At 68.7% G+C, this 24,209-nt stretch carries 20 protein-coding genes and 1 pseudogene; 11 read left to right on the top strand and 10 right to left on the bottom strand.

Annotated features, from left to right (window positions below; all coding sequences use genetic code 11):
* Positions 1-12: 12 nt before the first annotated feature.
* Positions 13-1,206: an RtcB family protein gene (locus ACIBK4_RS00225; protein ID WP_398990627.1), complete on the bottom strand. Its 1,194-nt coding sequence runs from the start codon at positions 1,204-1,206 to the stop codon at positions 13-15.
* A 260-nt stretch (positions 1,207-1,466) separates the two neighbouring features.
* On the opposite strand from ACIBK4_RS00225, the gene ACIBK4_RS00220 reads away from it, so the two are divergent.
* The 3 genes from ACIBK4_RS00220 (at position 1,467) to ACIBK4_RS00210 (ending at position 4,939) form a co-directional block, all read left to right on the top strand.
* Positions 1,467-2,333: a DUF3558 domain-containing protein gene (locus ACIBK4_RS00220; RefSeq protein ID WP_398990625.1), complete on the top strand. Its 867-nt coding sequence runs from the start codon at positions 1,467-1,469 to the stop codon at positions 2,331-2,333.
* A 118-nt stretch (positions 2,334-2,451) separates the two neighbouring features.
* Positions 2,452-3,405: a DUF3558 domain-containing protein gene (locus ACIBK4_RS00215; protein ID WP_398990623.1), complete on the top strand. Its 954-nt coding sequence runs from the start codon at positions 2,452-2,454 to the stop codon at positions 3,403-3,405.
* A 199-nt stretch (positions 3,406-3,604) separates the two neighbouring features.
* A complete protein-coding gene (locus ACIBK4_RS00210) occupies positions 3,605-4,939 on the top strand; it encodes a DUF2637 domain-containing protein (RefSeq protein ID WP_398992880.1) in 1,335 nt (444 codons plus the stop codon).
* 81 nt (positions 4,940-5,020) lie between these two features.
* On the opposite strand, the gene lysS is transcribed toward ACIBK4_RS00210, so the two are convergent.
* Entirely contained in the window at positions 5,021-6,769 is a 1,749-nt protein-coding gene (gene lysS / locus ACIBK4_RS00205) for a lysine--tRNA ligase (protein WP_398990621.1), read from the bottom strand.
* 401 nt (positions 6,770-7,170) lie between these two features.
* On the opposite strand from lysS, the gene argS reads away from it, so the two are divergent.
* Together argS and ACIBK4_RS00195 are read left to right on the top strand one after the other, a co-directional pair.
* Complete coding sequence (gene argS / locus ACIBK4_RS00200; protein ID WP_398990619.1) at positions 7,171-8,940, top strand: arginine--tRNA ligase; 1,770 nt, start codon at positions 7,171-7,173, stop codon at positions 8,938-8,940.
* A 175-nt stretch (positions 8,941-9,115) separates the two neighbouring features.
* Positions 9,116-11,056: a glycosyltransferase family 2 protein gene (locus tag ACIBK4_RS00195; RefSeq protein ID WP_398990617.1), complete on the top strand. Its 1,941-nt coding sequence runs from the start codon at positions 9,116-9,118 to the stop codon at positions 11,054-11,056.
* Between the two features lie 89 nt (positions 11,057-11,145).
* Here the strand turns inward: ACIBK4_RS00195 and ACIBK4_RS00190 are convergent, their stop codons facing one another.
* Positions 11,146-11,547: a hypothetical protein gene (locus ACIBK4_RS00190; RefSeq protein WP_398990615.1), complete on the bottom strand. Its 402-nt coding sequence runs from the start codon at positions 11,545-11,547 to the stop codon at positions 11,146-11,148.
* Positions 11,548-11,604: 57 nt separating this feature from the next.
* Positions 11,605-11,790: a hypothetical protein gene (locus ACIBK4_RS00185; protein ID WP_398990613.1), complete on the bottom strand. Its 186-nt coding sequence runs from the start codon at positions 11,788-11,790 to the stop codon at positions 11,605-11,607.
* A 133-nt stretch (positions 11,791-11,923) separates the two neighbouring features.
* Between ACIBK4_RS00185 and ACIBK4_RS00180 the strand changes: the two genes are divergently transcribed.
* Positions 11,924-13,912, top strand: coding sequence for a hypothetical protein (locus tag ACIBK4_RS00180; RefSeq protein ID WP_398990611.1), 1,989 nt, complete (start codon positions 11,924-11,926; stop codon positions 13,910-13,912).
* A gap of 21 nt (positions 13,913-13,933) precedes the next feature.
* Here ACIBK4_RS00180 and ACIBK4_RS00175 read toward each other — a convergent pair.
* Positions 13,934-14,311, bottom strand: a pseudogene (locus tag ACIBK4_RS00175) (ATP-binding protein); the annotation flags it as partial.
* Between the two features lie 122 nt (positions 14,312-14,433).
* Between ACIBK4_RS00175 and ACIBK4_RS00170 the strand changes: the two are divergent.
* Positions 14,434-15,246: a Scr1 family TA system antitoxin-like transcriptional regulator gene (locus tag ACIBK4_RS00170; protein WP_398990609.1), complete on the top strand. Its 813-nt coding sequence runs from the start codon at positions 14,434-14,436 to the stop codon at positions 15,244-15,246.
* A complete protein-coding gene (locus ACIBK4_RS00165) occupies positions 15,243-15,482 on the top strand; it encodes a DUF397 domain-containing protein (protein ID WP_398990607.1) in 240 nt (79 codons plus the stop codon). The genes ACIBK4_RS00170 and ACIBK4_RS00165 overlap by 4 nt, the downstream gene beginning before the upstream one ends.
* Positions 15,483-15,491: 9 nt before the next feature.
* Here the strand turns inward: ACIBK4_RS00165 and ACIBK4_RS00160 are convergent, their stop codons facing one another.
* Positions 15,492-16,022, bottom strand: coding sequence for a barstar family protein (locus tag ACIBK4_RS00160; RefSeq protein WP_398990605.1), 531 nt, complete (start codon positions 16,020-16,022; stop codon positions 15,492-15,494).
* On the bottom strand, positions 16,022-16,186 hold the full coding sequence (locus ACIBK4_RS00155; RefSeq protein ID WP_398990603.1) for a hypothetical protein: 165 nt from the start codon (positions 16,184-16,186) through the stop codon (positions 16,022-16,024). Before ACIBK4_RS00155 ends, ACIBK4_RS00160 begins: the two co-directional genes overlap by 1 nt.
* Positions 16,187-16,282: 96 nt before the next feature.
* Here ACIBK4_RS00155 and ACIBK4_RS00150 point away from each other — a divergent pair, with 96 nt between their 5' ends.
* The 3 genes from ACIBK4_RS00150 (at position 16,283) to ACIBK4_RS00140 (ending at position 19,741) form a co-directional block, all read left to right on the top strand.
* Entirely contained in the window at positions 16,283-17,176 is an 894-nt protein-coding gene (locus ACIBK4_RS00150; RefSeq protein ID WP_398990601.1) for a DUF4253 domain-containing protein, read from the top strand.
* A gap of 347 nt (positions 17,177-17,523) precedes the next feature.
* Positions 17,524-18,477, top strand: a complete 954-nt coding sequence (locus ACIBK4_RS00145; RefSeq protein ID WP_398990599.1) for a sugar ABC transporter substrate-binding protein — start codon at positions 17,524-17,526, stop codon at positions 18,475-18,477.
* A 124-nt stretch (positions 18,478-18,601) separates the two neighbouring features.
* The gene (locus ACIBK4_RS00140; protein ID WP_398990597.1) at positions 18,602-19,741 is read left to right on the top strand and encodes an MBL fold metallo-hydrolase; all 1,140 of its coding nucleotides are present in this window, start codon (positions 18,602-18,604) and stop codon (positions 19,739-19,741) included.
* 66 nt (positions 19,742-19,807) lie between these two features.
* On the opposite strand, the gene ACIBK4_RS00135 is transcribed toward ACIBK4_RS00140, so the two are convergent.
* From ACIBK4_RS00135 to ACIBK4_RS00125, 3 genes are all read right to left on the bottom strand, one after another.
* A complete protein-coding gene (locus ACIBK4_RS00135) occupies positions 19,808-21,706 on the bottom strand; it encodes an FHA domain-containing protein (protein ID WP_398990595.1) in 1,899 nt (632 codons plus the stop codon).
* Between the two features lie 128 nt (positions 21,707-21,834).
* Positions 21,835-23,052: a PLP-dependent aminotransferase family protein gene (locus ACIBK4_RS00130; RefSeq protein ID WP_398990593.1), complete on the bottom strand. Its 1,218-nt coding sequence runs from the start codon at positions 23,050-23,052 to the stop codon at positions 21,835-21,837.
* Between the two features lie 77 nt (positions 23,053-23,129).
* Positions 23,130-24,032, bottom strand: a complete 903-nt coding sequence (locus ACIBK4_RS00125; protein WP_398990591.1) for an SAM-dependent methyltransferase — start codon at positions 24,030-24,032, stop codon at positions 23,130-23,132.
* Positions 24,033-24,209 lie beyond the last annotated feature (177 nt).

The raw sequence follows: 24,209 nt of genomic DNA, 5'->3' as shown, positions 1-24,209 counted from the left end.
GAGTTCCGGAAATCACCCCTTCACACACACGACCTGCTTCAGCTTCGCGACGACCTCGACAAGATCCCGCTGCTGATCGATGACCTGCTCGATCGGCTTGTACGCGCCCGGGATCTCGTCCACGACGCCGGAGTCCTTACGGCACTCCACACCCCGTGTCTGCTCCTCCAGGTCCTTCGTCGAGAAACGACGCTTCGCCGCGTTACGGCTCATGCGCCGACCGGCGCCGTGCGAGGCCGAGTTGAAGGACTTCTCGTTGCCGAGGCCCTTCACGATGTACGAACCGGTGCCCATCGAGCCCGGGATGATCCCGTACTCGCCGGAGCCGGCGCGGATCGCTCCCTTACGGGTGACCAGCAGGTCGACACCCTCGTACCGCTCCTCGCTCACGTAGTTGTGATGGCACGAGATCTCCGCGTCGAACATCGGCTTCGCCTTCTTGAACTCCTTGCGGATCACGTCCTTCAGGAGCGCCATCATGATCGTGCGGTTGTACTTCGCGTACTCCTGCGCCCAGAACAGGTCGTTGCGGTACGCCGCCATCTGCGGGGTGTCCGCGATGAAGACGGCGAGGTCACGGTCGACCAGGCCCTGGTTGTGCGGGAGCTTCTGGGCCGTGCCGATGTGGTGCTCGGCCAGTTCCTTGCCGATGTTCCGGGATCCGGAGTGGAGCATGAGCCACACCGAACCGTCAGAATCCACACATACCTCGCAGAAGTGATTCCCTCCGCCGAGCGTCCCCATCTGCTTGGCAGCCCGGTCCTCCCGGAACTTCACCGCGTCCGCGACCCCGCCGAACCGCCCCCAGAAGTCGTCCCACCCCCCGGTGGCCAGCCCGTAGAACCGCCCCGGCTCGACCGGGCTGTCATGCATCCCCCGCCCCACCGGAATCGCCTGCTCGATCTTCGACCGCAGCCGCGACAGATCGCCGGGAAGATCGTTCGCCGTGAGTGATGTCTTCACCGCGGACATTCCGCAGCCGATGTCGACCCCCACCGCCGCCGGGCACACGGCGCCCCGCATCGCGATGACCGAGCCGACCGTCGCACCCTTGCCGTAGTGCACGTCCGGCATGACCGCCAGGCCCTTGATCCACGGGAGGGTCGCGACGTTGCGCAGCTGCTGGAGTGCGCCCTCCTCTACCGACGCCGGGTCGGTCCACATGCGGATCGGGACCTTCGCGCCCGGCATCTCCACGTACGACATATCGTCCTCATTCCCCCGAAAGCAATCCAAAAAAGTCAAAAGTCATACATCGCAAAACCGGCGCCAAGGTCAACGAAAGGGACAGCGGACCGGCGTCCACGGCTGTGCGTGCGATAGACATTGTCTCCAGGGGGTCCCCCCGTGCGGCAAGCGATTAACCAGCGGGGACACTGGCAGACCCTGGATCGTTCAAGGGGTCGAGGGGCAGAGAAGACGCCCGACACCTCCCTACCCGACACACCGTCGAGAGGAGCCCGACCGTGCAGCGGAAGGCGTACGTACCCGGCACCGCCGCACTCCTCGTGGCGCTGCTGGCCGGCTGCACGAGCGGCTCGGCCGACAGCGGTACGACGGACGACGCGAACCCGGGCGAGGCCGGTACGGCGACGGCGGTGGCCCAGCCGGGCAAGTACCGCACGCTTCCGGAACCCTGCGGGGCGGTCGGCCAGAGCACGCTGGACTCCCTGCTCCCCGGCATCAAGCAGATCACGGACGCGGAGCAGCGCGCGGCGGCGTACGCGGGCGAGGCGACGCTGACGTACGACACGGACCGCAAGGTCGGCTGCCGTTGGAAGGTCGAGTCCACGGACGCGACCGACCACCTCCTGGTCGACTTCGAGCGGGTGGTGTCCTACGACAACGCCGTGAGCGACGACAACCAGGCGCAGACGATCTTCGCGACGAAGGAGACGGCGGCGGATCTCCCGGAGCCGACGACGAGCGCCACGGCGTCAGCGTCCGATTCGGCATCTGACTCGGCGTCGGCGTCGGACTCCGTGACGCCCTCGTCCTCATCCTCGCCCTCCGCGACTGCCTCCGGCGCCGGCTCCGGCTCGACATCCGCCTCCGCCTCCACCTCCCCCTCCGTCACCGCCTCCCCCACCGGTCTCCAGCCCCGCACCCTCTCCGATCTCGGCGACGAGGCGTTCCTCGACGACGCGTTGAGCAGTTCCGGATCGACCGCTCAGCAGCGCACGGTGACTGTGGTGTTTCGCACGTCCAACGTCATTGTGACCATCGAGTACGAGGAGCAGCCGGCGACGGTCGGTGTCGTGCCGGACAGCCAGAAGATGCAGGACAGGGCGCGGAAACTGGCCGCGCAGCTGGCCGACTCGCTCAACGGTTAGGGCGTTCGGGAGGGCCGTTCGCGGGGTCGCGCAAAGGCCGTGAACGGAGACCGCACAGCTGACTCACCGCGTACCGTGGCCCCTCGGACCCGATCCGACGGCAGGAACCACGAGCGTCATGAGTGAAGGAACCATGCATCAACCAGCACTGCGAGACCAGCCGGACCACCAGCGAGCGAAGCGTCTCCACCGCGTCCTTGTCTGCGCGGCGGCCGTCCCGGTGATGCTGATCGCGGCCGGCTGCTCCTCGGACTCCGGCTCCGGCGACGCCGCGGGCAAGGACACCACCGGCCCGGGTGCGACGACGTCCGCCGACGCGACCGCCGCGCCGACGGTGCAGGCGGCGGCGTACCAGAAGCTGCCCGAGCCGTGTGCGGTGCTGTCGAAGAAGACGTTGACCGAGCTGGTGCCGGAGGGCGCCAAGTCGGGCAAGGAGGGCACCTCCAGCGACACGGCGTCGCGCGGCAGTTGCTCCTGGACGAGCCTGGACAACAACGGGGTCAAGGGTTCCCAATTCCGTTGGCTGAACGTGTCGTTGCTGCGGTTCGACTCCTCGCAGACGCAGGGCGAGGGCGACAAGCTGGCCGCGTCGTACTACGCGAAGCAGGTGCAGGAGGCGCAGTCCGTCACCGGCGCGAAGAACACCAAGTCGGAGCCGGTCGCGGGTGCGGGCGCCGAGGCGACGGCGGTGCGCTACGACCTGAAGAAGAAGGAAGGCGCCTTCAAGCAGCAGACGGTGGTGGCGCGGGTCGAGAACGTGGTCGTCACGATCGACTACAACGGCGCGGGCCTCGCGGGCGAGAAGGCACCGAACGCTGACACGCTGACGAAGGCGGCGGAGAAGGCCGTGAAGGAGGCGGTGGCGGCGGTCACGTCGGCCAACGGCACGGGTGGGGGCGCGGGTTCGGGCTCCGGCTCGGGCGGCGCGAGCAGCACGCCCTCGAAGTCCGCGTCCAAGTCACCCGCCAAGTCCGCCTCCCCGTCCGCCTCCAAGTCCGCGGCGAAGTCGGACGCGAAGGCCCCGGCGGCCACCGCCTCCTCCTCCGCCTCTTCCGCGGCAGACAAGAGCTGACCGCACATTTCACATCCGGTCCATTTGTTGGCCTCAACTCGCAGGTCAGCAAGGCCCTTTGACGGAGCCCGGCCCCTTCACGGACCGGGCTCCTGACAGTCCGGCACCCAGGACGCCGCACACATGTGCCACCCTGTTGCGCGCAACAACATGTAAGGGGAGGGGAGTCCGGGTGTCCGCACCCATTCAGCTCACACGTATGCACCGGGTGCTCATCGGCGTGGTCGTCTCCGGTGCGATGGTCATCGCCGGTATCGGCTTCGCCGGTTCGTACGCCGCGGTGCGCGAGCTCGCCCTGAAGAAGGGCTTCGGGAACTTCGCGTACGTCTTCCCGATCGGCATCGACGCGGGCATCTGTGTCCTGCTCGCCCTCGACCTGCTCCTGACCTGGATCAGGATCCCCTTCCCGCTGCTGCGCCAGACGGCGTGGCTGCTGACGGTCGCGACGATCGCGTTCAACGGCGCCGCGGCCTGGCCGGACCCGCTCGGGGTCGGCATGCACGCGGTGATCCCGATCCTGTTCGTGGTCTCGGTGGAGGCGGCCCGGCACGCGATCGGCCGGATCGCCGACATCACGGCCGACAAGCACATGGAGGGCGTCCGGCTCACCCGCTGGCTGCTCTCCCCCATCCCCACGTTCCTCCTCTGGCGCCGCATGAAGCTGTGGGAGCTGCGCTCCTACGAGCAGGTCATCAAGCTGGAGCAGGACCGCCTCGTCTACCAGGCCCGCCTCCACTCCCGCTTCGGCCGCGCATGGCGCCGCAAGGCTCCGGTGGAGTCGATGATGCCGCTGCGCCTGGCCCGCTACGGTGTCCCCCTCGCGGAGACGGCCCCCTCGGGCCTCGCGGCGGCGGGCATCGAACCCGTACTGCTGCCCCCGGCCCCGCAGTTGGAGCCGGCCCGCGAGCAGGAGCAGCAAGTCGCACCGGCCGCCGTCCAGAGCGCCCCGGCGCCGGTCCGCGAGCAGCTCCCGGCCGCCGAGGGCAACGAGCGGCACGAGCAGTCGCGGGACCAGGCCGAGCCGCAGAACCCGTGGCTGCACTCGCGGGACCCGCAGACGGTGGCGTACCAGGGCGGTTACGACCCGACGTACGACCCGGACGCGGCCTACCGCCAGTGGTACGCGGAGCAGCAGCAGGCCGAGCAGTTCCAGCAGTACGAGGAGGAGCAGCAGCGGTTCGAGCAGCAACAGCAGCAGTTCCCGCAGCAACAGGCGTTCCCCCAGCAGCAGTTCGAGGAACCGCCGGCCCCCCAGCCGGAGCCCTCGCCGGAGGACACCGGCACGTTCCCGATCCCGGCGGGCCCCGGCCGTACCCGTGAACTGGGCGCGGGGGGCGGCACGGAGCCGACCGAGGACGACTACTACCTCATCTTCAAGAAGTCGATAGACGGCAGCTACCCGACGGGCGGCCAGTTCCGGAACGACGTGGAGGCCACCTACGGCATCACGCTCCCGCACCGCGACGCCGACCGCATGGCCAAGCGCTTCACCAACCGCCACACGGCGGAACTCCAGGAGGACCACATCGCGTAAGCGGTCCCCCGCCGATCTCCTACGACGATGGGGGCGCCCCGAGCTCGACAGCTCGGGGCGCCCCCATCGTCGTAGAACGGCTTACTCCCCCAGCAGCCTCCGCACCCGCTCCTGCCCGACCGCCAGCAGCAGCGTGGGCAGGCGCGGGCCGGTGTCGCGGCCGACCAGCAGGTGGTAGAGGAGGGCGAAGAAGGTGCGCTGGGCGGTCTTGATCTCCGGGGGGAGTTCCTTGGGGGTCGCGTCGGCGGAGAAGCCGGCCTGGACCTTGGGGACGCCGTAGACGAGGTGGCTCAGGCCGTCCAGGGACCAGTGGTCGGCGAGGCCGTCGCGCAGGAGTCGTAGGGACTGCTGGGAGGGCTCGTCGAGGGACTTGAGGAGTTCGGTGTCGGGTTCGTCGCGCACGATGGTCCGCTGGTCGGCGGGGACGTGCGTGTTGATCCAGGCCTCGGCCTTGTCGAGCCGGGGGCGGACCTCGTCGAGGGTGGACAGGGGGTGGGCCGGGTCGAGTTCGCTGAGGATGCGCAGCGTCTGGTCCTCGGCTCCGGCGGTGATGTCGGCGACGGACGCGAGGGTCCGGTACGGCATCGGGCGGGGCGTGCGGGGCAGGTCACCGGCGGCGGTGCGGACGGCACGCGCGTGTGCGGCGAGGTCGGCGGGCAGGGCGGAGCCGTCCTCGACCTTGCCGTCCAGCTTGTCCCACTCGTCGTAGAGGCGCTGGATCTCCTGGTCGAAGGCGATCTTGAAGGACTGGTTGGGGCGGCGGCGGGCGTAGAGCCAGCGCAGGAGCTGCGGTTCCATGATCTGGAGCGCGTCGGCCGGGGTGGGGACACCGCCCTTGCTGCTGGACATCTTGGCCATGCCGCTGATGCCGACGAAGGCGTACATGGGCCCGATGGGCCGTTCGCCGCCGAAGATCCCGACGATCTGGCCGCCGACCTGGAAGGAGGATCCGGGGGAGGAGTGGTCGACACCGGAGGGCTCGAAGATCACACCCTCATACGCCCAGCGCATGGGCCAGTCGACCTTCCAGACCAGCTTGCCGCGGTTGAACTCACTCAGCAGGACGGTCTCGGTGAAGCCGTCCTCGGTGCAGACGTAGGTCAGCTCGGTGGTGTCGTCGTCGTACGCCGTGACGGTGGTGAGGTCCTTGCCGCAGCCGGCGCAGAACGGCTTGTACGGGAAGTAGCCGGCGGAGCCGGAGCTGCCGTCGTCCTCCTCGGCCGCGCCGGAACCGGCCTCGGCCTCCAGCTCGGCGGCGTCGACGGGCTTCTGCGACTGCTGCGGCTTCTTCGGCGGGGCCTTCTTGGTGCGGTACTGCTCCAGGATCGCGTCGATGTCGGCGCGGTGCTTCATGGCGTGCAGGATCTGCTCGCGGTACACGCCGGAGGTGTACTGCGCGGTCTGGCTGATCCCGTCGAACTCCACGCCGAGTTCGGCGAGGGAGGCGACCATGGCGGCCTTGAAGTGCTCGGCCCAGTTCGGGTAGGCGGAACCCTTCGGGGCCGGTACGGAGGTCAGCGGCTTGCCGATGTGCTCGGCCCAGCCGGCGTCGACCCCTTCGACGCCGTTGGGCACCTTGCGGTAGCGGTCGTAGTCGTCCCAGGAGATGAGGTGGCGGACCTCGTGGCCCCGGCGGCGGATCTCGTCGGCGACGAGGTGCGGGGTCATGACCTCGCGGAGGTTGCCGAGGTGGATGGGGCCGGAGGGGGACAGACCGGACGCGACGACGACAGGTTTGCCGGGGGCCCGACGCTCCGACTCCTCGATGACCTCATCCGCGAAACGGGAGACCCAGTCGGTGGTCTCGGTGCTCTGAGCCACGATCGGCACGTCCTCTTTTTCTGACAGTTCTGCACGGGCAGCCGGTACGGTCGCACGACTGACCGTTTCATTGTCCCAGGCGAGCCCATATCCACGAAAACGCCTTTTCCAAGCGCGTGACCCGGGGGTGGGGCCGGGTTGGGGGTGGGGGGCTTCGGTTGTGTGCGGGGTGCGGGTGCGTGGGGGCTGGTCGCGCAGTTCCCCGCGCCCCTTGAAGGCGGCTGCGCCGCCGTCCAAGGCTCGCGCCTCACCGCCCCAGCACTCCTTCACCCCGCGAACCCTGATGCCGTCAGGGGTGCGGGGAACTGCGCGACCAGCCCCCACCGGGCCCGCACCCGAAAAACTCGCTTTACCCCCCGTGGGATACTGACCGTGTCTACCAAACCCACGAGGAGAACGGCTCCCACCCCATGACCTCGGTCACGTCGCTCACCGACCTAGTCCATCAGCGCCTCGCGAACGCCCTCACGGCAACCCTGCCGGAGGCCGACGCGGACCCGTTGCTGCGACGTAGCGACCGGGCCGACTTCCAGGCGAACGGCATCCTCGCGCTGGCGAAGAAGGCCAAGGCCAACCCCCGGGAGCTGGCAACCCAGGTCGTGGCGAACGTGACGACCGGCGACGTGATCAAGGACATCGAGGTCTCCGGCCCCGGCTTCCTGAACGTGACGATCACCGACCGCGCGATCACCGAAACCCTCGCCGCCCGCTACGCCGACGACACGGCGCGGCTCGGCGTGCCCCTCGCCGCCCACCCGGGCACGACGGTCATCGACTACGCCCAGCCGAACGTGGCGAAGGAGATGCACGTCGGTCACCTCCGTTCCGCGGTGATCGGCGACGCGGTCGTCCAACTCCTGGAGTTCACCGGCGAGTCGGTGGTCCGCCGGCACCACATCGGCGACTGGGGAACGCAGTTCGGCATGCTGATCCAGTATCTGGACGAGCACCCGGGCGAGTTGGACCACGCCGACGCGAACATCACCGGCGAGGAGGCGATGTCGAACCTCGACCGCCTCTACAAGGCCGCGCGCAAACTCTTCGACTCCGACGAGGAGTTCAAGACGCGGGCGCGCCGCAGGGTCGTGGACCTCCAGGCGGGCGAGCCCCAGACCCTGGCCGCGTGGCAGAAGTTCGTGGACGAGTCGAAGATCTACTTCTTCTCCGTCTTCGAGAAGCTGGACATGGAGATCCGGGACGCGGACATCGTCGGCGAGTCGGGTTACAACGACATGCTGGACGAGACGTGCCGCCTGCTGGAGGAGTCCGGCGTCGCGGAGATCTCGGACGGCGCGCTGTGCGTGTTCTTCGACGACATCAAGGGCCCGGACGGCAACCGGACCCCGCTGATCGTCCGCAAGTCCGACGGCGGCTACGGCTACGCGGCCACCGACCTGTCCGCGATCCGCGACCGCGTCTTCAACCTCAAGGCGACGAACCTCCTCTACGTCGTCGACGTCCGCCAGTCCCTGCACTTCAAGATGGTCTTCGAGACCGCACGCCGGGCGGGTTGGCTGAACGACGACGTCACGGCGTACCAGCTGGCCTTCGGCACGATCCTCGGCAAGGACGGCAAGCCGTTCAAGACCCGTGAGGGCGTCTCGGTGAAGCTGGAGGACCTCCTCGACGAGGCGGTCCAGCGCGCCACGGCGGTCGTCCGGGACAAGGCGGACAAGGTCGGCCTGACGGAACAGGAGATCGTCGACAACGGCCGGTACGTAGGCATCGGCGCGGTGAAGTACGCCGACCTGTCGACGTCCGCGGTCCGCGACTACAAGTTCGACCTGGACCAGATGGTCTCCCTGAACGGCGACACGTCGGTCTACCTCCAGTACGCCTACGCCCGCATCCAGTCCATCCTCCGCAAGGCCGGCGAGGCCCGCCCCGCAGCCCACCCGGAGCTGGAACTGGCCCCGGCGGAGCGGTCGTTGGGCCTCCACCTGGACCAGTTCAGCGAGGTCGTGTCGGAGGCCGCCAAGGAGTACGCCCCCCACAAACTCACGGCGTACCTCTACCAACTGGCGTCCGCCCTGACGACGTTCTACGACCAGTGCCACGTACTGTCCCCGGACAACGCCCCCGAGGTAGTCGAAAACCGCCTGTTCCTGGTGGACTTGACGGCCCGGACGCTGCAGCGGGGCATGGCATTGCTGGGCATCAGGACACCCGAGAAACTCTGACCTGAGCGGCGTGATCAGAACTGCAGGAGGCCCTACGCGATGTGGTCCTCCTGCAGTTCGGCGTTGAAACGGTCAGTTCGGCGTTGAATCGGTGGATGAAGCGGTGGTGCAGGCACCCGGCTTCATCCGCCCCATGCTTTGACCGGCCCACGAGATAGCTGTGTAGGGTCCTTGAATGCCGAGAGTCAAAGTCAGCGTGATCGTTCCCGTGTACAACACCGGAAAGTACGTCGACGAGTGCGCGCCGTCCCTGCTGGGGCAGAGCCTGCCCGCCGACGAATACGAGGTCGTCTACGTCGACGACGGCTCGACCGACGACACGCTGAGCCGGCTGGAGAAGATCGCCGCCGGGCACCCGAACGTCCAGGTGCACACCCAGCCGAACTCGGGCTGGCCGGGCGCGCCGCGCAACCTGGGCATGCGGCACGCTCAGGGCGAGTACATCCAGTTCGTCGACCACGACGACAAGCTCGGGCCCGAGGCCCTGGAGCGGCTGTACGAGCACGCGAAGCGCAACGACGCGGACGTCGTCCTCGGCAAGATGTCCAGCACGATGGTGCGGCCCCGACGGCTGTTCCGGCACACGGTGGACGCCTGCACGATCGAGAACGACGAGCTGATGCAGAGCATGTCCCCGCACAAGATGTTCCGGCGGGCGTTCGTCGAGGAGCACGGGCTCCGGTTCCCCGAGGGCCCATGGATCCTGGAGGACCTGGCCTTCGTCAGCGCCGCCTATCTGAAGGCGGAGCGGATCGCGATCCTCGCCGACTATCCCGTCTACTACTGGATGAAGCGCGACGACGGCGGCAACAACACCCAGCACCGTTTCAACCCGCGCCACGGTTTCTGGTCCAACACCCGAACGATCATCGGCCAGTTGAAGGACGGCACGCCCGCGTCCGACGACATCGACGCCCTCCAGAACCGTCTCCTCCACCGCCTCTACCACGTGGAAATCCTCTCCCGCACGCGCGAGCCGGAGATCCTCCGCGAGGACCCGGCCGAGCAGCGGAAGCGTTTCGAGGCGGCGCGGGAAGTCGCCGTGGAGGAGTTCCCGGCGGCGGTACGGGAGGGCCTGCCCGCGGTGTCGCGCCTGCGCGCCGAACTCCTCGAACACGGCGATTTCGAGGGCGCGTTGGCGCTCGCGCAGCGCGTCAGCGAGGTCAAGGCCCGCAGCGAGGTGACCGACCTGCGCTGGGAGAACGGCCGCCTGGTGGCCGACGTGACACTTGGCCTCCTCCGCGGCGACGGCGAACCCCTGGTCCTGGTCGAGCGGGACGAAAAGCAGTACCTGGACCCGAAGTTGCTGTCCGGCGTCCCGGGAACGGAGGCCGGCTGGGAGGTCCCGGACCCCTTCCGGCTGGCGTACGCGGAGTTGGTGGTGAAGGACCGGGACCGCGAGGACTGGTGGTACCCGGAGGGCGATCTGGAGGTACGGCTGAAGCCCCTCGGGGACGGCCGTTCCCAGGTGATCGCCAGTGGGCAACTGGCCCTGGACCCCGAGCGGTTGGCGGGTGGCCGTCCGCTGGAGCGCGGGGTGCACGACGTGTGGGCGTACGTCCAACTCCTGGGCGTGGACCGGCTGGTACGCGTCACGGGCGAGGGCACCCCGGGCGCCCCGGCGACGGGCCCGGCGCTGACCGGCGGCCGGCTGTCGCTCCCGTACTGGACGGGCAGCGGCCAGCTCGCGCTGGACGTGGACCAACGCCAGCGCAAGCTGGGCCAGGAGGTTTCGGCGACCGCCGGGACCAACTCCGGGCGGGGTGAGGGGAGTTCGCTCCCCCTGCCGTACGTTGCGGCGACGCCGGACGGCCCTGCGGCCCGCGTCAAGGTCACGGTGGGCACGCTCGGCGTGACGGCGGAACTGCTCCCCGCCCCCGACACCACCACGGCCCAACTCCGGCTCCCCACCTGCCTGAAGCTTCCCAACGGCCGCCACCCGGTCAACCTCCCGAAGACGGCCAACCCCCTCGCGTACGCGATCGTCCGCGACGGCACGCTGCTGCGCCTGGAGGGCCCGGCGTACGAGGCCGGAGGCAGGCGAAGGTTCCTCGACTCCATCGCGGCCAACCGTCAAGTCCGGCGGCTGCGAAGGAAGTTGGGAAGCAGAAACTAGCAAGCCCCCTGGGAACTGCTTGGCCCTCGGGAAACTGCTTGACCCCCCGGGGTTCTGCTCAGTCCTGGTGTACGACGTTGCGGCCGGGCTCACCCCGAGAACTTGTCGTGGCCCGGGCCGCCGTACAGGTGGTCGTTGCCCGCGTCGCCGAAGACGGAGGCGTCGGTGCCGACGACGATGCTGTCGTTCCCGTCCTCGCCGTCGACCTCGTTGCCGTCGGCCTTGCCGATGTCCACGGCCTTGTCGTTTCCCGAAGCCAGCATCAGCAAGGCCGAGTTGTGGGCCTGGCCGGTGGCGTTGCAGGAGATCTTGGTGAGGTCCGAGGCGGTGGGGTGGGTGCAGGGCACGCCGCTCGCGATGCTCACCGGGACCACGTCGTCGATGACGTAGCCGATGCTGACGCCGTCCTTCGAACTCGCCTTCACACTCACCTTGTTGACCTGCCCCGGCGCAGCCTTGCAGACGAGCCGGTTGTCGGTCGTCATCGTCATCGTCGCTGCCCGGTTTGCGGAGTTCACGGTTCCGTTGAGCACTGTTCAGCACGGGCTTCACCCCTCCCGTCCGCCCCGTCCGATGCCCAGCCAGGCTCCGTACAGGCCGCCCATCGCGACGACGACGATCGCGAGGGAGTCCGGCGGTACGCCGATGAGCAGCAGGACGACGACCGTCAACAGGACGGCGACGAAGGCGAGCAGGTCGAGGGTGCGAGGGTGCGGGCGCTTGGGCCTGGGCATGGGTTGCTCCCCGTTTCTCCGTGGGTGGGCTGCGAACAGGGTGCGCAGGACGGCGATTTGTCCTCAACCGCGATGGGGAAGCGCCTGACCACGGGCCCTGCCGTGCCGGACAATGCCCTTTGTCCATGGACATATGGACATCGCGACCGGGGGACAGATGGCCGAGCAACATCCGCGTACGCAGCACTCGCCCGGCCGGCCGGGCCGGAAGTTCGGACCGGTGCGGGCGGACACGGAGGAGTACACGGCCCTCGCGACGTTCCTGCGGAAGCGTATGGAGGTCGCGGACGTGACGGTGAAGACGCTGGTCGAAGCGGGCGTGACCGGCCTGAGCAAGTCCGCGATCAGTGAGCGTCTGGCGGGGGCCAAGCTCGACGGCGACTTCGTCACAGCGGTCGTCGAGACGTGCACGGCCGCGCCGGAGCTACGGCCGAGCCGCGCACGCCTGCTCGCCGAAGGCCTCAACCTGCTGGCCAGAGCGGAGAACCGGCGTACTCCGGTACTCGACGCGACGAGGGAGAAGGACCCGGTCATCAGAAATGTGGCGGTGGCCGCCCAGGCGAGACTCCTCGAACTTCACGAGGAACTCCACGTCAAGAACGCCCAGTTGGAGTCCCTCAACCGAGTCCGGTACCAGTCCGAACTCGCGCTGCGTGACGCCAGCGACCTCGTGTCCGCGCTGTCCGTGTGGGTGGCCGTACTCGCCGACGAGGTGGAACACCTCACCCGTGAACGGGAGTTGACCATGGCGGCGGTCCCACCCGACTTGCTGCGTCTCCGGAGCATCGACTCGGAGCTGAACCGCACGATCGAACGCCACGACCGCACCAGCGCACGGCTGGCGCATACGGAGCATGACCGCCAACTGGCCACAGCCCTCCTCGCGGAGGCCATGACCCGAACCCGAAAGATCCGCCGCGAGCGGGGGCCCGCACAGCTTCCGGGGCCGGGTGCGGAGGAAATCGCCCCGCAGAGTGCCTACGGCGATGACGTGGATGCGGCCCTGGAGCGGGCCGAGGCGGTCAGCCGGACGATCGCGGACCGCCTCCGCGAGGCCGTGACCGAATTGGACGACGGCGCCGAGACGCTCCCGTTGTCCACCGCGGACAACGCGGACAATGGCCCGACCAGCACGGACACCACGGACAACTCGCTGTGGTGGGACATGTTGGGTGAGGTGCCGACGCGCTGGTTCACCTGGGCCGAGGAGGTTGCGGTCGCACTGCTGGCCACGCGGGACCCGGCGGATCCGATCTTCGAGGCGCTCGCATGGAACTGTTTGTCACCTGCCGTCATGCTGGTGGCGGATCGGCTCCAGGCGCATCGATGGCCGGAGGGATCCGTACGGCTGCGGGCCGCGCTGGCGCTCGCCTTGCCGCCGGCGGAACTCGCGCCGCTGGTTCTGGCGCTGACCACGTGGTCCGGCCCCGTGCGACGAGCCGAGCAGGGTGCGCAGATGCTGCTGGCAGCGGTGCTGCGGCGCCCCGCGGGCGATGTGCTCTCTCTGACCGTGCAACTGGCCGCTGTCGGTGACGAACTGCCGAGGCTGGTCCGATCGGGAATCGCCGCATTCGTCCAACGACCGCGAGCTGATGTCACGGACTACCTGCGGGAGCAACTCGACCAGGGCCACCGCCCAAGCGGGCACAACAGCCACATAATCCAGACCGTCGTCCGCGAGTGGCCGACCAAGGAGATCCTCGCCCTGGTCGACGAGCTGAGGGACGAGGACGAGCAGAACGATATCCGCCTGGACTGGCTTCTCTTTGAGGCGCTTCCCAAACCGCCCATCGCCCAGACCGAGTTGCTGCTGCACCTGTGGGCCAGGCTGCCTCGCATGTATCTCTTCGAAATGCTCCCCGTGATGTACAGAGGCGACTGGCAGGATCTGGCCGACGCGGTAACGGCCCTTCACCAAAAGTGGCCGCCGCCCCTCGACCGTGCCGCTCAGGAACTGGCCGCGAAAGTCATGCCTCTGATCATTCACAGAGAGTCAGCGACGAAACTAGACCGGATCGCCAGTGTGCTCGCCGAGCATCAGCTCTCCCCGGAGCGGATCTTCGAGCCCTACCGAGACCTGCTCATCCCGGAGTTCATGAACCGACCCGAGACCAAGACCTGAGGACCACCCGTCCTCACACCCGAACTCCGCCCACACCACCTTCCCGAACTCCCGTTCCCGCACCCCCCACTTGTCGGCAAGGGTCGACACAAGCAACAACCCCCGCCCACCCTCGTCGGTGACACGAGGATGCGTATCCACACGCGGAACACCACCCCCGCTGTCATGCACCTCGACCCGCAACGAGTACCCGTCACACCGCAGCAACAGCCGGAACTGACGCCCCGGCGGCACCCCGTGCACCAGCGCATTGGTAGCCAACTCGCTTACGCGCACCAGCACATCGGCGCCGCGCTCGGTCCCTGCGAGTCCCCACTCGGCCAAGTACGCGTGAGCGAACTGCCTCGCGGCGGGAACGGACCGGCGTTCGCGCCGGAAGAACTTCTCCCTCAGGTTCACGCAACAAGAGTTGCGCAGCGTCACTAGTGTTGACAGGGCGTGAGCCCTGGACTCCTTTTTGTACGGGCGGAGTACGGGTCCGTGCGGGGTCCGGAACGGGTGGATGTGGGGAGCACCACAGCATGAACTCCAAGAAGAACCGCTCGACGATGCGACTGCTGGGCGCACAGGTGAAAGCGGCCCGCATGGCCGCCGGGTTGACACAACGCCAGCTCGCCGAGCGGGCGTTGGTCGACGAGGAGACCATCGCGTCGGTCGAGCAGGGCAGGCGCCGCCTGATGCCGTCGCTCGCGAGGACACTGGACAGGATCCTCGATACGAAGGGGACGTTCGAGGCGGGCGTCGACAACTTGCCGGAGATCGACCAATTCCCGCTCTACGCCGAGGAGTACATGCTGCACGAGCGCGAGGCCATCTCCCTGTCCTGGTACGACAACGCGGTCATCCCTGGCCTACTCCAGACCACGGAGTACGCCCGCGCGGTCCTGTCGGAACGCATTCCGGCCTACGACGAGGACGAGATCGCGGCGAAGCTCGCGGGCCGTATCGAGCGGCAGGAGATCCTGCAGCGCAAGAACCCGCCGACGATGAGCTTCGTCATCTGGGAGCCGGTTTTACACCTCGGCATCGGTACGCCCGAGGCCCGCCGCGAGCAGCTCCGGTTTCTGCGCGAGTGCGCCGAACTCCCAGGCCTCTCACTGCAGTTCCTGCCGATGAACGCATCGTCGCATGCCGGGCTGAACGGCCCCTTCACACTCCTGGAGACACCGGACCACCAGCACCTGGCCTACACGGAAGGGCAACGCGGCAGCCAGTGGGTTTCCGACCTGGATGAGGTGTCCATCCTGGCCCGCAAATATGCGATGCTGCGGTCACCGGCCCTGTCACCCCAGGAGTCCAGGGGCCTGCTGGACCGTCTGCTAGGAGATCAATGAGCACCGCACTTGAGTGGTTCAAGTCGAGCTACAGCGGCAGCGAAGGCGGCCAGTGCCTCGAAGTCGCTTACGCCTGGCGGAAGTCGAGCTACAGCGGCGACGAGGGCGGCCAGTGCGTCGAGGTCGCCACGTGCCCCCACACCATCCACATCCGCGACTCCAAGAACCCCGAAGCCACCGGCCCCACCCTCCAACTCGGCCCCGCCGCCTGGGCCGCGTTCACCGTCGGCCGGTAGGCGGTTCGTTCACTCGTCGAGCGACACGGTGACGTACGGGCCGGCCACTTCGACCTTGAGGTCGTCGGCCGTCAGCCTTGAAACGAAGTCACCCGGCGATGCCGTACGGGAGACGAACGCGAAGTGCTGGGCGATGGCCGGCCGGTCCCACGGTTCGCCGTCGGAGTCCACCGCGCTGTTCGCACGCGCCGCCGCCTGGCACAACACCGAGACGAACAGGCGCAGATGACCCGCGTCCAGCAACAGGTCCGCGTCGCGGACGACGACCGCGACTCCTCTGCCGCCGTGCCAGGACCCGTGCAGATCGTCCAGGCAGTCGACCATCGCGTCCCAGTTGCGGCCGAAGTAGCCGGGAAACTCCAGCGTGCGGGCGAAGGCGGTGAACACGCCTTCCGGCGTGGTCAGTTCCTCGGCGGACAGGTGGAAGACGAGCCCGCCTCGCTCTTCCAGGGCGATCAACTGCCGCTCCAGCAGCGGGTCGTCCTGCGGAACGATGACGACCCACGGCTCCTCACGACGGGTGAGGTCGTAGACGGCCATCAGTCTCCGGTCAGGTGCAGGTAGGAACTCTCCGTGATCGCGACCTTGGAGAGTTCGGTCACCCGGTCCACCACGGGTGTTCGCCGGTCATCGGGTACCGCCTCCAACTCCTCGACCAAGCGCATGAGTTGGACACGGTTGAAGGTGGTCTCGCCATAGGTCATGACCCCTCGGCGGAGACTGTCCCAGGGTCCCGCCCGACATAGACGCCGGCTCATGCCCTTCCTCCACTGTCCGTGCCCGCCTCTACAGTTTCCGGCATGGCGACCCTTCCCAACCCGCTGCCGACCCTGGCGGCCGACCCGAGCGGCAAGTCGCTCGGGCTTGAACTCCCCGCCGGGAGTCTGATCGACGTGACCGCCGAAGGCCCGGCGGACGAACCGTTGTTGTGGTGTGCGGACGAGCCGGCGAAGGCCGGGGACTACGACGCGCTCCAGCACGCGCGCCGGGCCGCCGGGCTGCTCCCCGTGCTGTTGGACCTCGGCGGCGACCAAGGCCCCCTGGACGAGTGGCACTTGCTCCCCGACGAGGCGTCGTACCCCGGGGACCACGACGCCGAAGAGGTCCTGGAGGAGTTCTGGGAGGAGTACGCGGCGGACGAACTCGCCCCGGACACCGACCAACCCGGCACCGACTCCTTCGCCGAGCCCTCCCCCGATCAGGCCGCCCACGACGAGATGATCGCCCCGTACGGCCCCGAGTGGCCGGGGCTCGCGCCCGCCACGGAACCCGGGCAGGAACAGGCCGCCGACCCCGACGCCCGCGCCGCCGCGCTCGCCGACTCCCTTACGGAGAAAGGCAGTTGGCTCAAGGAACCGCACCTCGCCCTCGTCCCGGCCCGCCGCAGCGCCGACATCCCGGCGGCGATCGGCTGGACCGGGCAGATCAACTACGAGGGGGACGTGGCCCGGCTCTGTGCCGTCCTGCGCTCCTGGGAGGACCGCTTCGGCATACGCGTCGTGGCCCTCACCGCCGACCAGTTGGTGCTGTCGGTCGCGGCCCCGCCGACGACCCGGGAGGAGGCCGAGGCGGTCGCCGCCGAGCACTTCGCCTTCTGCTCGGACAACATCACCCAGGGCCGTCACGAGACCCTGCGCGCATACGCCCGGCACGACGTCCTCAACCAGCAGGTGTGGTCCTTCTGGTGGGACTGACCGGCCTGGGCGAGCTGAGCGACCTCAGCGAAGGCGCGTGACAGAAGGGCCGCTCGGCAGTTCGGGGTGCGAACCGGACGACTGCCGGGCGGCCCTCGTCGTGGTGCCGCGACCGTCGGCCGACCGTCTCCCGCGAGCACGCGCGGAACGCGGAACGAACACAAAGTTTGCACTTACGCACCCTCAAGTCCCACACCCGTCATAGGATTTCGCCGCTCTCCACTAAAACGATCCAGTAGCGTGACGGACACGACGCCGATGAAGGTGAGCCTCGTGAGCACGGCTGCGCATCAGGGCGGTACCGGTCCCGACATCCACGTCGCGCACGGCAGAAAGGCTCCCTTCGCATGCCCAGATCCAGCAGACCCGTTCTCACCGCCGTCTTAGGCCTTGCCCTCCTGGCCACCGGATGCTCCCTGGTCCCGGACAGCGGCGTTACCTCCAAGGGACCTACCGTCCTGGGGTTCATCAACGGGGGCACCGATCCCTACCACACCTGCCTGCAGACAGCGGTCACGACGACCACGCAGAACAACCTGTCAAAGGTGGTGACCGCCAACTCGAACGGGAGCAAGTCGGCGGAACTGCGCAATGTGCGGCGCATGATCGCGGACAAGGTCGACGCGATCATCCTGATCAGCGTGGACGCCAGCGCGCTGAACGCCGACATCGCCGCGGCGCAGAAGGCCCACGTACCCATCTTCCTGATCGCGTTGATGCCCGCGGACGACAGCAAGATCCTCGGCGCCGCCGTCGGCGACCTGACCGGGATAGGCAAGCTGGACGCCCAATGGGTCAGCGACGACGCCGCCGGCAAGTCCGTCAAGGCCGGTGTCATCTCGGGCGACGGGAGTACGTCGTCCGACATGATGGTCGCCGGATTCACCAAGAACCTGCCGGCGAACGTGCAGGTGGTGGGCGAAGAGCTGGGCATGTACAACCAGCTGAAGGCCAAGGCCGCCGCAGCGAAGCTGATCCAGGCCCACCCCGACATCCAGTACGCGTTCGTCGCCAACGAGGACATGGCCTTCGGCGTGCGTCAGGCCTTCGACGCGGCGGGCGCGCAGAGCGTGAAGATCGTGACCGTCAACGGGACGGATCCGGGGCTCGCCGCCCTCAAGAGCGGGAAGTTCGCGGCGACCGTGTCCAACTCGGTCCAGGACCTGGGCGCCCTGGCGGTGACACACACGCTCGGCCTCCTGCGCAAGGAGGACAAAAACAAGATCGCACGCGTCAGTACCCGCCTGGTGACCAAGGCCAACGCGGATACCGCACACATCTACTGCGACACGGACGGCTGACCGTCAGGACAGGACAGCACCCGTCACCGACGTAGACCACCCAGAACCCGGCGTCGACGGCCGACTCGTGGCGGCAGACGACTGCGGCAGCACACCATCCGAGCAACAAAGGGGCTTACCCGTCATGTGTGATTGCACGAACGAATCCAGCACCACCTCGACGTCGCGCAGGACTGTGCTCGCGGTCGCGGCCGCGGCCGCCGCCGCGACCGCCGCCGTGCCGCTGCTGGGCAGCTCGTCGGCTGTCGCGGCCACGTCGACGACTTCGACGACGGCCTCCTCGACGGGCCTGTCCGTGACCCTGCTCGGCACCAACGGCGGCCCGCCGCCCCTCGCGACCCGGTACGGCATATCGTCGGCACTGACGGTCAACGGCAAGACGTACGTGGTCGACTGCGGACGCGGAGCGGTGACCCAGTACCTGCGCGCTGGACTGTCGATGCCGGCCCTGTCCGGGATCTTCCTCACCCACCTGCACGCCGACCACATCGTCGACTACTACTCGTTCCCGATGCTGTCGGCGGGCGTCGCGGGCGTTCAGGGCTTCCAGACACCGATCGACGTCTACGGCCCCGGCTCCGCGGGTATCGCCTCGACGGTCACCGGCGCCCCCGGGCTCGTGCCGGGCACCGTCGAGATGACGAAGCTGGCCGGTCAGGCCTACGCGGCGTCGCCGACCTTCTTCATGACCGAGCACGCCGGCATCGACCCGGCGACCATGCTCAACGTCCACGACGTACTCCCGCCGTCCGGCGCCGGCGCCTCGGCGACGAACTCCGCGCCGGCCATGGCGCCGTTCACCGTCATGGAGAACGACGACATGAAGGTCACCGCCGTCCTCGTCCCGCACGGCGCGGTGTTCCCCGCCTACGCCTACCGCTTCGACACCGACCAGGGCAGCGTCGTCTTCTCCGGCGACACGGCACCGACCGCGAACATCATCACGCTCGCGGCAGGGGCGGACGTCCTCGTGCACGAAGCCCTGTACCCGGCGGGACTCGCGAGTCTCGGCCTGCCCCAGGCACTGATCGACCACATCCTCTCGGTCCACACGGATGTCGCCGACCTCGGCCGGATCGCCGCCGAAGCCGGAGTCCGGACCCTGCTCGCCACCCACATCAGCCCGGGCCAGTCGACCGCCGTCTCCGACACGACCTGGCGAAGCCTGCTCCGCGACAGCGCCCGCGCGGCGGGCTTCGGCGGACCGATGATGCTGGGCACGGACCTGCTGAACCTGCCGGTACGGCGACGCAAGACCACCTGAGCCGAGCGGCCGTCCCCCGACCGCCCCCCTCGTCCGCGTGCGATGCTCGTGGCAGTGGCCTCCGGGTCACTGCTGCGTCGCCGACTCCAACGCCTCCACCGCCGCGGCCGCCGCCGTCGAGTCCTGGCCGTAGAAGATGTCGATGTCGACCTCCTCGCCGCCCATCGTCAGGGTGTCCCACGCGCCGCTGAGGACGAGCATGCGCAGGGTCCGCGACTCCAGCGTCCGGAGCCTCTCCAGGATCGCCTCGTCGTCCGGCATGCCCGCCAGGCGGGGGGCGAGCCGGTCGCGGATGGCGCCCATGCGCGCCAACAGCGTGGCCGTGTCCGCCTCGCGGTCCGGTTCCTCCGCGATGCCGTCGATGCCGTGGTCGATGATGTCCTTGATCGCCCAGGTGACGCCCTGGTCGTCGGTGGTGACCATGGCCTTCCAGGCGCGGCTCTTGTGCCGGTACTGGAGCATCGACATGGCCGCTTCGTGCCGTAGGAAGTCCGCGTCGCGGAACGGACGGCCGTTCCAGGCGCTGTTGAGGGAGCGGGCCAGCGAAATCGCCGACGCCAGGCCGCTGTTGAGGCCCCGGCCCGGCCAGAAGTGGATCGCGTTGGCCGCGTCGCCGAGCAGGAAGCCGTACGTACCGGGCGAGTTGACGGTCGGCGGCAGCAACTCGGCCGAGAAGCGCGGGCGTTGGACCATGTCCAGCCGGAAGCTCGTGACCGCGGACAGATCCTGGTCCGAGACATCGAAGAGCCGTAGGCCCTCGTGCACCCGCTTCCACAAGGGGGAGCCCTTGATGAGCGCCGGCAGGAACAGCGTGCCGTGGGTGGCGCACTGGAAGTCGCCGTGGTCGTCGCGGTTCATCAGGCACGGCCGGGAGGCGATGCACTCCTCGAAGACCCGGCGGACCGGGTCGATGCCGATGACCTCCGCCAACTCGGTGTCGGTCAGGCGCATGTTCAGGAAGCCCTCGCCGCGCAACGAGTTGAGCAGGAACCGGTTCTGAGCGACCGTCAGGAGGATCGCCATCGGGTCGGGCAACTCCGACTTCACCCTCAGCCCGAGGACCACGTCCCGCAGATGGACGCCGTCGAGGGAGTAGATCGACTCGTCCGCCTTGCCGAACCGCGCCGCGAAGTGTTCCCGGGTGCGCGACCGCCCGCCGTCGCAGATCGCGAGCACATGCTGCGAGGCGAGTTCGTCGCGCTGCTCCGCCGGGTCGAACTTGGCCGGTATGAGGCGTATGCGGTCCCGCTTCTCGTTCGCCAACTCCAGCAGCCGGTCCTCGATGTAGGCGATCCGCATGTTGCGCGGGTGGTGGTCGCCGATCGAGTCCGGACCCGAGGGCCACATCTCGGTGTAGTGCTCGGGCTCGAAGAGCCGCTCCTGGACGTACTGCGGCCACGCGAGGTACTGCCGGCTCTGCACGGTCACCACCTGCTGGCGCCGCACATTGCCCTCGGCCTCGCTCTTCCAGACGACGCGACGGCCGTCCCTGCGCCACCGGCCCTCGTAGACGGTGATCTTCACCTGGGCGCCGAGGAAGTGCTCAAGGAGCAGGGCCATGGACAGCCCGACGGGGCCGCCGCCCACGACGGTGACCCGCAGCAGCGAGCCCTCTTCCTCCGGGTGGGTCACGGAGCGGGGGAGGTTGAGCGCCATGAGGGTCTGCATCGCGTCGGCGACCTCGAAGCGGAACTCCTGGTCCCCGATGGTGATTTCGTCCCCGGGCTGCAGCAGCCGGGCCTCCACCTCCTCCCCGTTGACCTGCGTGCCGTTGCTGCTGCCGCAGTCGCGCAGGACGTAGCCCTCGTCCTGGTCGAAGACGATCTCCGCGTGGAAACGGGACACGCTCGGGCTGGCGATGACGACCGTGTTCCCCGCGTTGCGACCGAACGTGACACGCGTGTCGACGATCGGGATGCGCTCTCCCGCCAGCAGGCCCTCACGTCCGACGAGCACCGGTGCCATGACACTTCCTTCCAGGGGTGATGACATCAGCAGCGCTGTGACGATCAACTCTATACTTGCGCCATCAAGTATTCCTAGCGGTCGCCCCGCTCAACTATGTGCTCAACGCCCCGCGCGGCCAAGGGGGTTCACCGCAGCCCCTCCCCCAGCCTCCTCAGCCCCTCCCGGATCTCCGCCGGCGTCTGCGTCACGAAGCACAGCCGCATCGTCGACCGGTCGGGCTCCCCCGCGTAGAAGGGCGCCCCCGGCACATAGGCCACGTCCTGCCGCACCACCCGTGACAGCAGTTCCGTCGTGTCGTACGACTCCGGGAGCCGCGCCCACAGGAACATGCCGCCCTCGGGACGCTCCCAACTGGACTCCTCGGGAAGGGCGTTGGCAAGACCCGCGAGCATGGCGTCCCGCCGCTCCCGGTACACACCGGCCACCCGTGCCACGTGCGCGTCGAGGTCGTTGTCCGCCAAGTACCGTGCGGCGGCAAGCTGGTTGACGGTCGGGGTGTGCAGGTCGGCGGCCTGCTTCGCGACAACACAGGCCCGCAGCAAGGCAGTCGGCGCGCGCAGCCAGCCCAGCCGCATGCCGGGGGCCATCACCTTGGAGAACGAACCGAGCAGAACCGTACGGTCCGCCGCGCCCTCCTGCGCCGCGATCCACGGCAACCGCTCGCCCTCGAAGCGGAGTTCGCCGTAGGGATCGTCCTCCACGATCCACAGCCCGCGCCGCACGGCGACCGCGGCGACGGCGGCCCGGCGGTCGGCGGGCAGGGTGCGGCCGGTGGGGTTCTGGAAGGTCGGCACGGTGTAGAACAGCTTGGGCCGCTCCCGCACCACAAGCTCCTCCAGCGCCTCGGGATCGACCCCCGCCTCGTCCCCCGGCACACCGACGACCCGCGCACCGGCGAACGCGAAGACCTGAAGTGCCGAGAGATAACAGGGCCGTTCGACGAGGACGACGTCCCCGGGTTCCAGCAGCGCGGTCGCGATGAGCGACAGCGCCTGCTGCGATCCGGTGGTGACGAGGAGGTCGTCGGGTTCGGTGGGCAGCCCGCGCGCGGCGTTCCGCGCGGCGAGCGCGCTACGGAGCGCCGGCTCGCCCTCGGTCGTCGCGTACTGCAACGCCCGCGCGGGCGTCTCCGCGAGCACCGCCTGGTACGCGGCGGCGATCCCGCTCGCGTCGAAGAGTTCGGGCGCCGGAAGCCCGCCCGCGAAGTTGATCACCTCGGGGCGGGCGGTCACGGCGAGAATGTCCCGCACCGCCGAACCCCCGATCGCACGGGCGCGCGCGGCGAGGGGCGGGAGGGCGGCGGAGGCAGGGGTGGGGGCGGAGACGGGCTCGATGACGGTCATGCCGGACAGCGTAGAAAGGTACGTGCCGCCTACAAGCAGGTTTCCGGGATTCGGACGCGCGCCCGCCCCTACCGGGCTCAGGCCTTCTTGCCGGTCGCCCCATAGACGTTGATGTCGTCGTCGGTCACGTCGTTGATGTCGCGGTAGGTGATCTTCTCGATGTCGTCGAGGCTGTCGAAGTACGCCTGCTCGACCACCGGCGGGGCGGGCGCAGGCCCGGGGTGCCACTGGTGGGCCGGAACCACACCGGGCTCGTCCAGGGTGACGCCCGGGGTCTCGGTGAAGAACCGCTCGACGTCGTCCTTGGACCGGAACACGAAGGTGAACCCCCGCTCCGTGTACGTCCGTTGGACCGCACGGGTCGGGATCGGGTGGATCTCGTCGGTGAGGTGGCTGAGCACCAGGTGGCTGCCGGACGGCAGCACGTCCACCAGCTCGCGCACCAACGGGTACGCCTCCTCGTCCTCGACGAAGTGCAGGATCGCCACCAGCAACAGGGCGATCGGCTCGTTGAAGTCGAGGGTCTTGGCGGCCTGTTCGAGGATGTCGGCCGGGCGGCGCAGGTCGGCGTCGATGTAGTCGGTACGGCCCTCGGGGCTGCTGGTGAGCAGCGCGCGGGCGTGCGCGAGCACCACCGGGTCGTTGTCGACGTAGACGATCCGCGCCTCGGGGTCGATGTCCTGGGCGATCTGGTGCACGTTCTCCGCGGTGGGCAGCCCGGTGCCGATGTCGAGGAACTGGCGCACCCCGTGCTCCTGCGACAGCCGGGTGACCGCGCGGCGCATGAAGTCGCGGTTGTGCCGTACGTCGAGGTAGCCGCGCGGGTTGGCGGCGAGCGCGGCGGCTGCGGCCTCGCGGTCGACGGGGTAGTTGTCCTTGCCGCCGAGGAAGACGTCGTAGACACGGGCCGGGTGGGCCTTGGTCGTGTCGATCCTCCTTCTCAGCTCGGCGGGATCCTGGCTGAGGGCGTCACCGGACATGGGCGTCTCCCAGAAGAGTGGGTCATTCAAAGGGCAACAAGAGCAGTGGCCAACAACCTAACTCCCGCCGGGACTTGATGGTGCCCAAGTCAAGGGGCCGCCCCGCGCCACCCTTCCCGGCGTCCCGCACCGTGCCCGGGAGGACCGGCATCCCCGCAGGTCAGGGCCGACGGGACG

It is taken from the genome of Streptomyces sp. NPDC050528 (assembly GCF_044457795.1).
In the GTDB taxonomy this organism is placed as follows: domain Bacteria; phylum Actinomycetota; class Actinomycetes; order Streptomycetales; family Streptomycetaceae; genus Streptomyces.
Note: the sequence above shows the minus strand (reverse complement) of the source record. Positions and strands in the feature narration are given on the sequence as shown.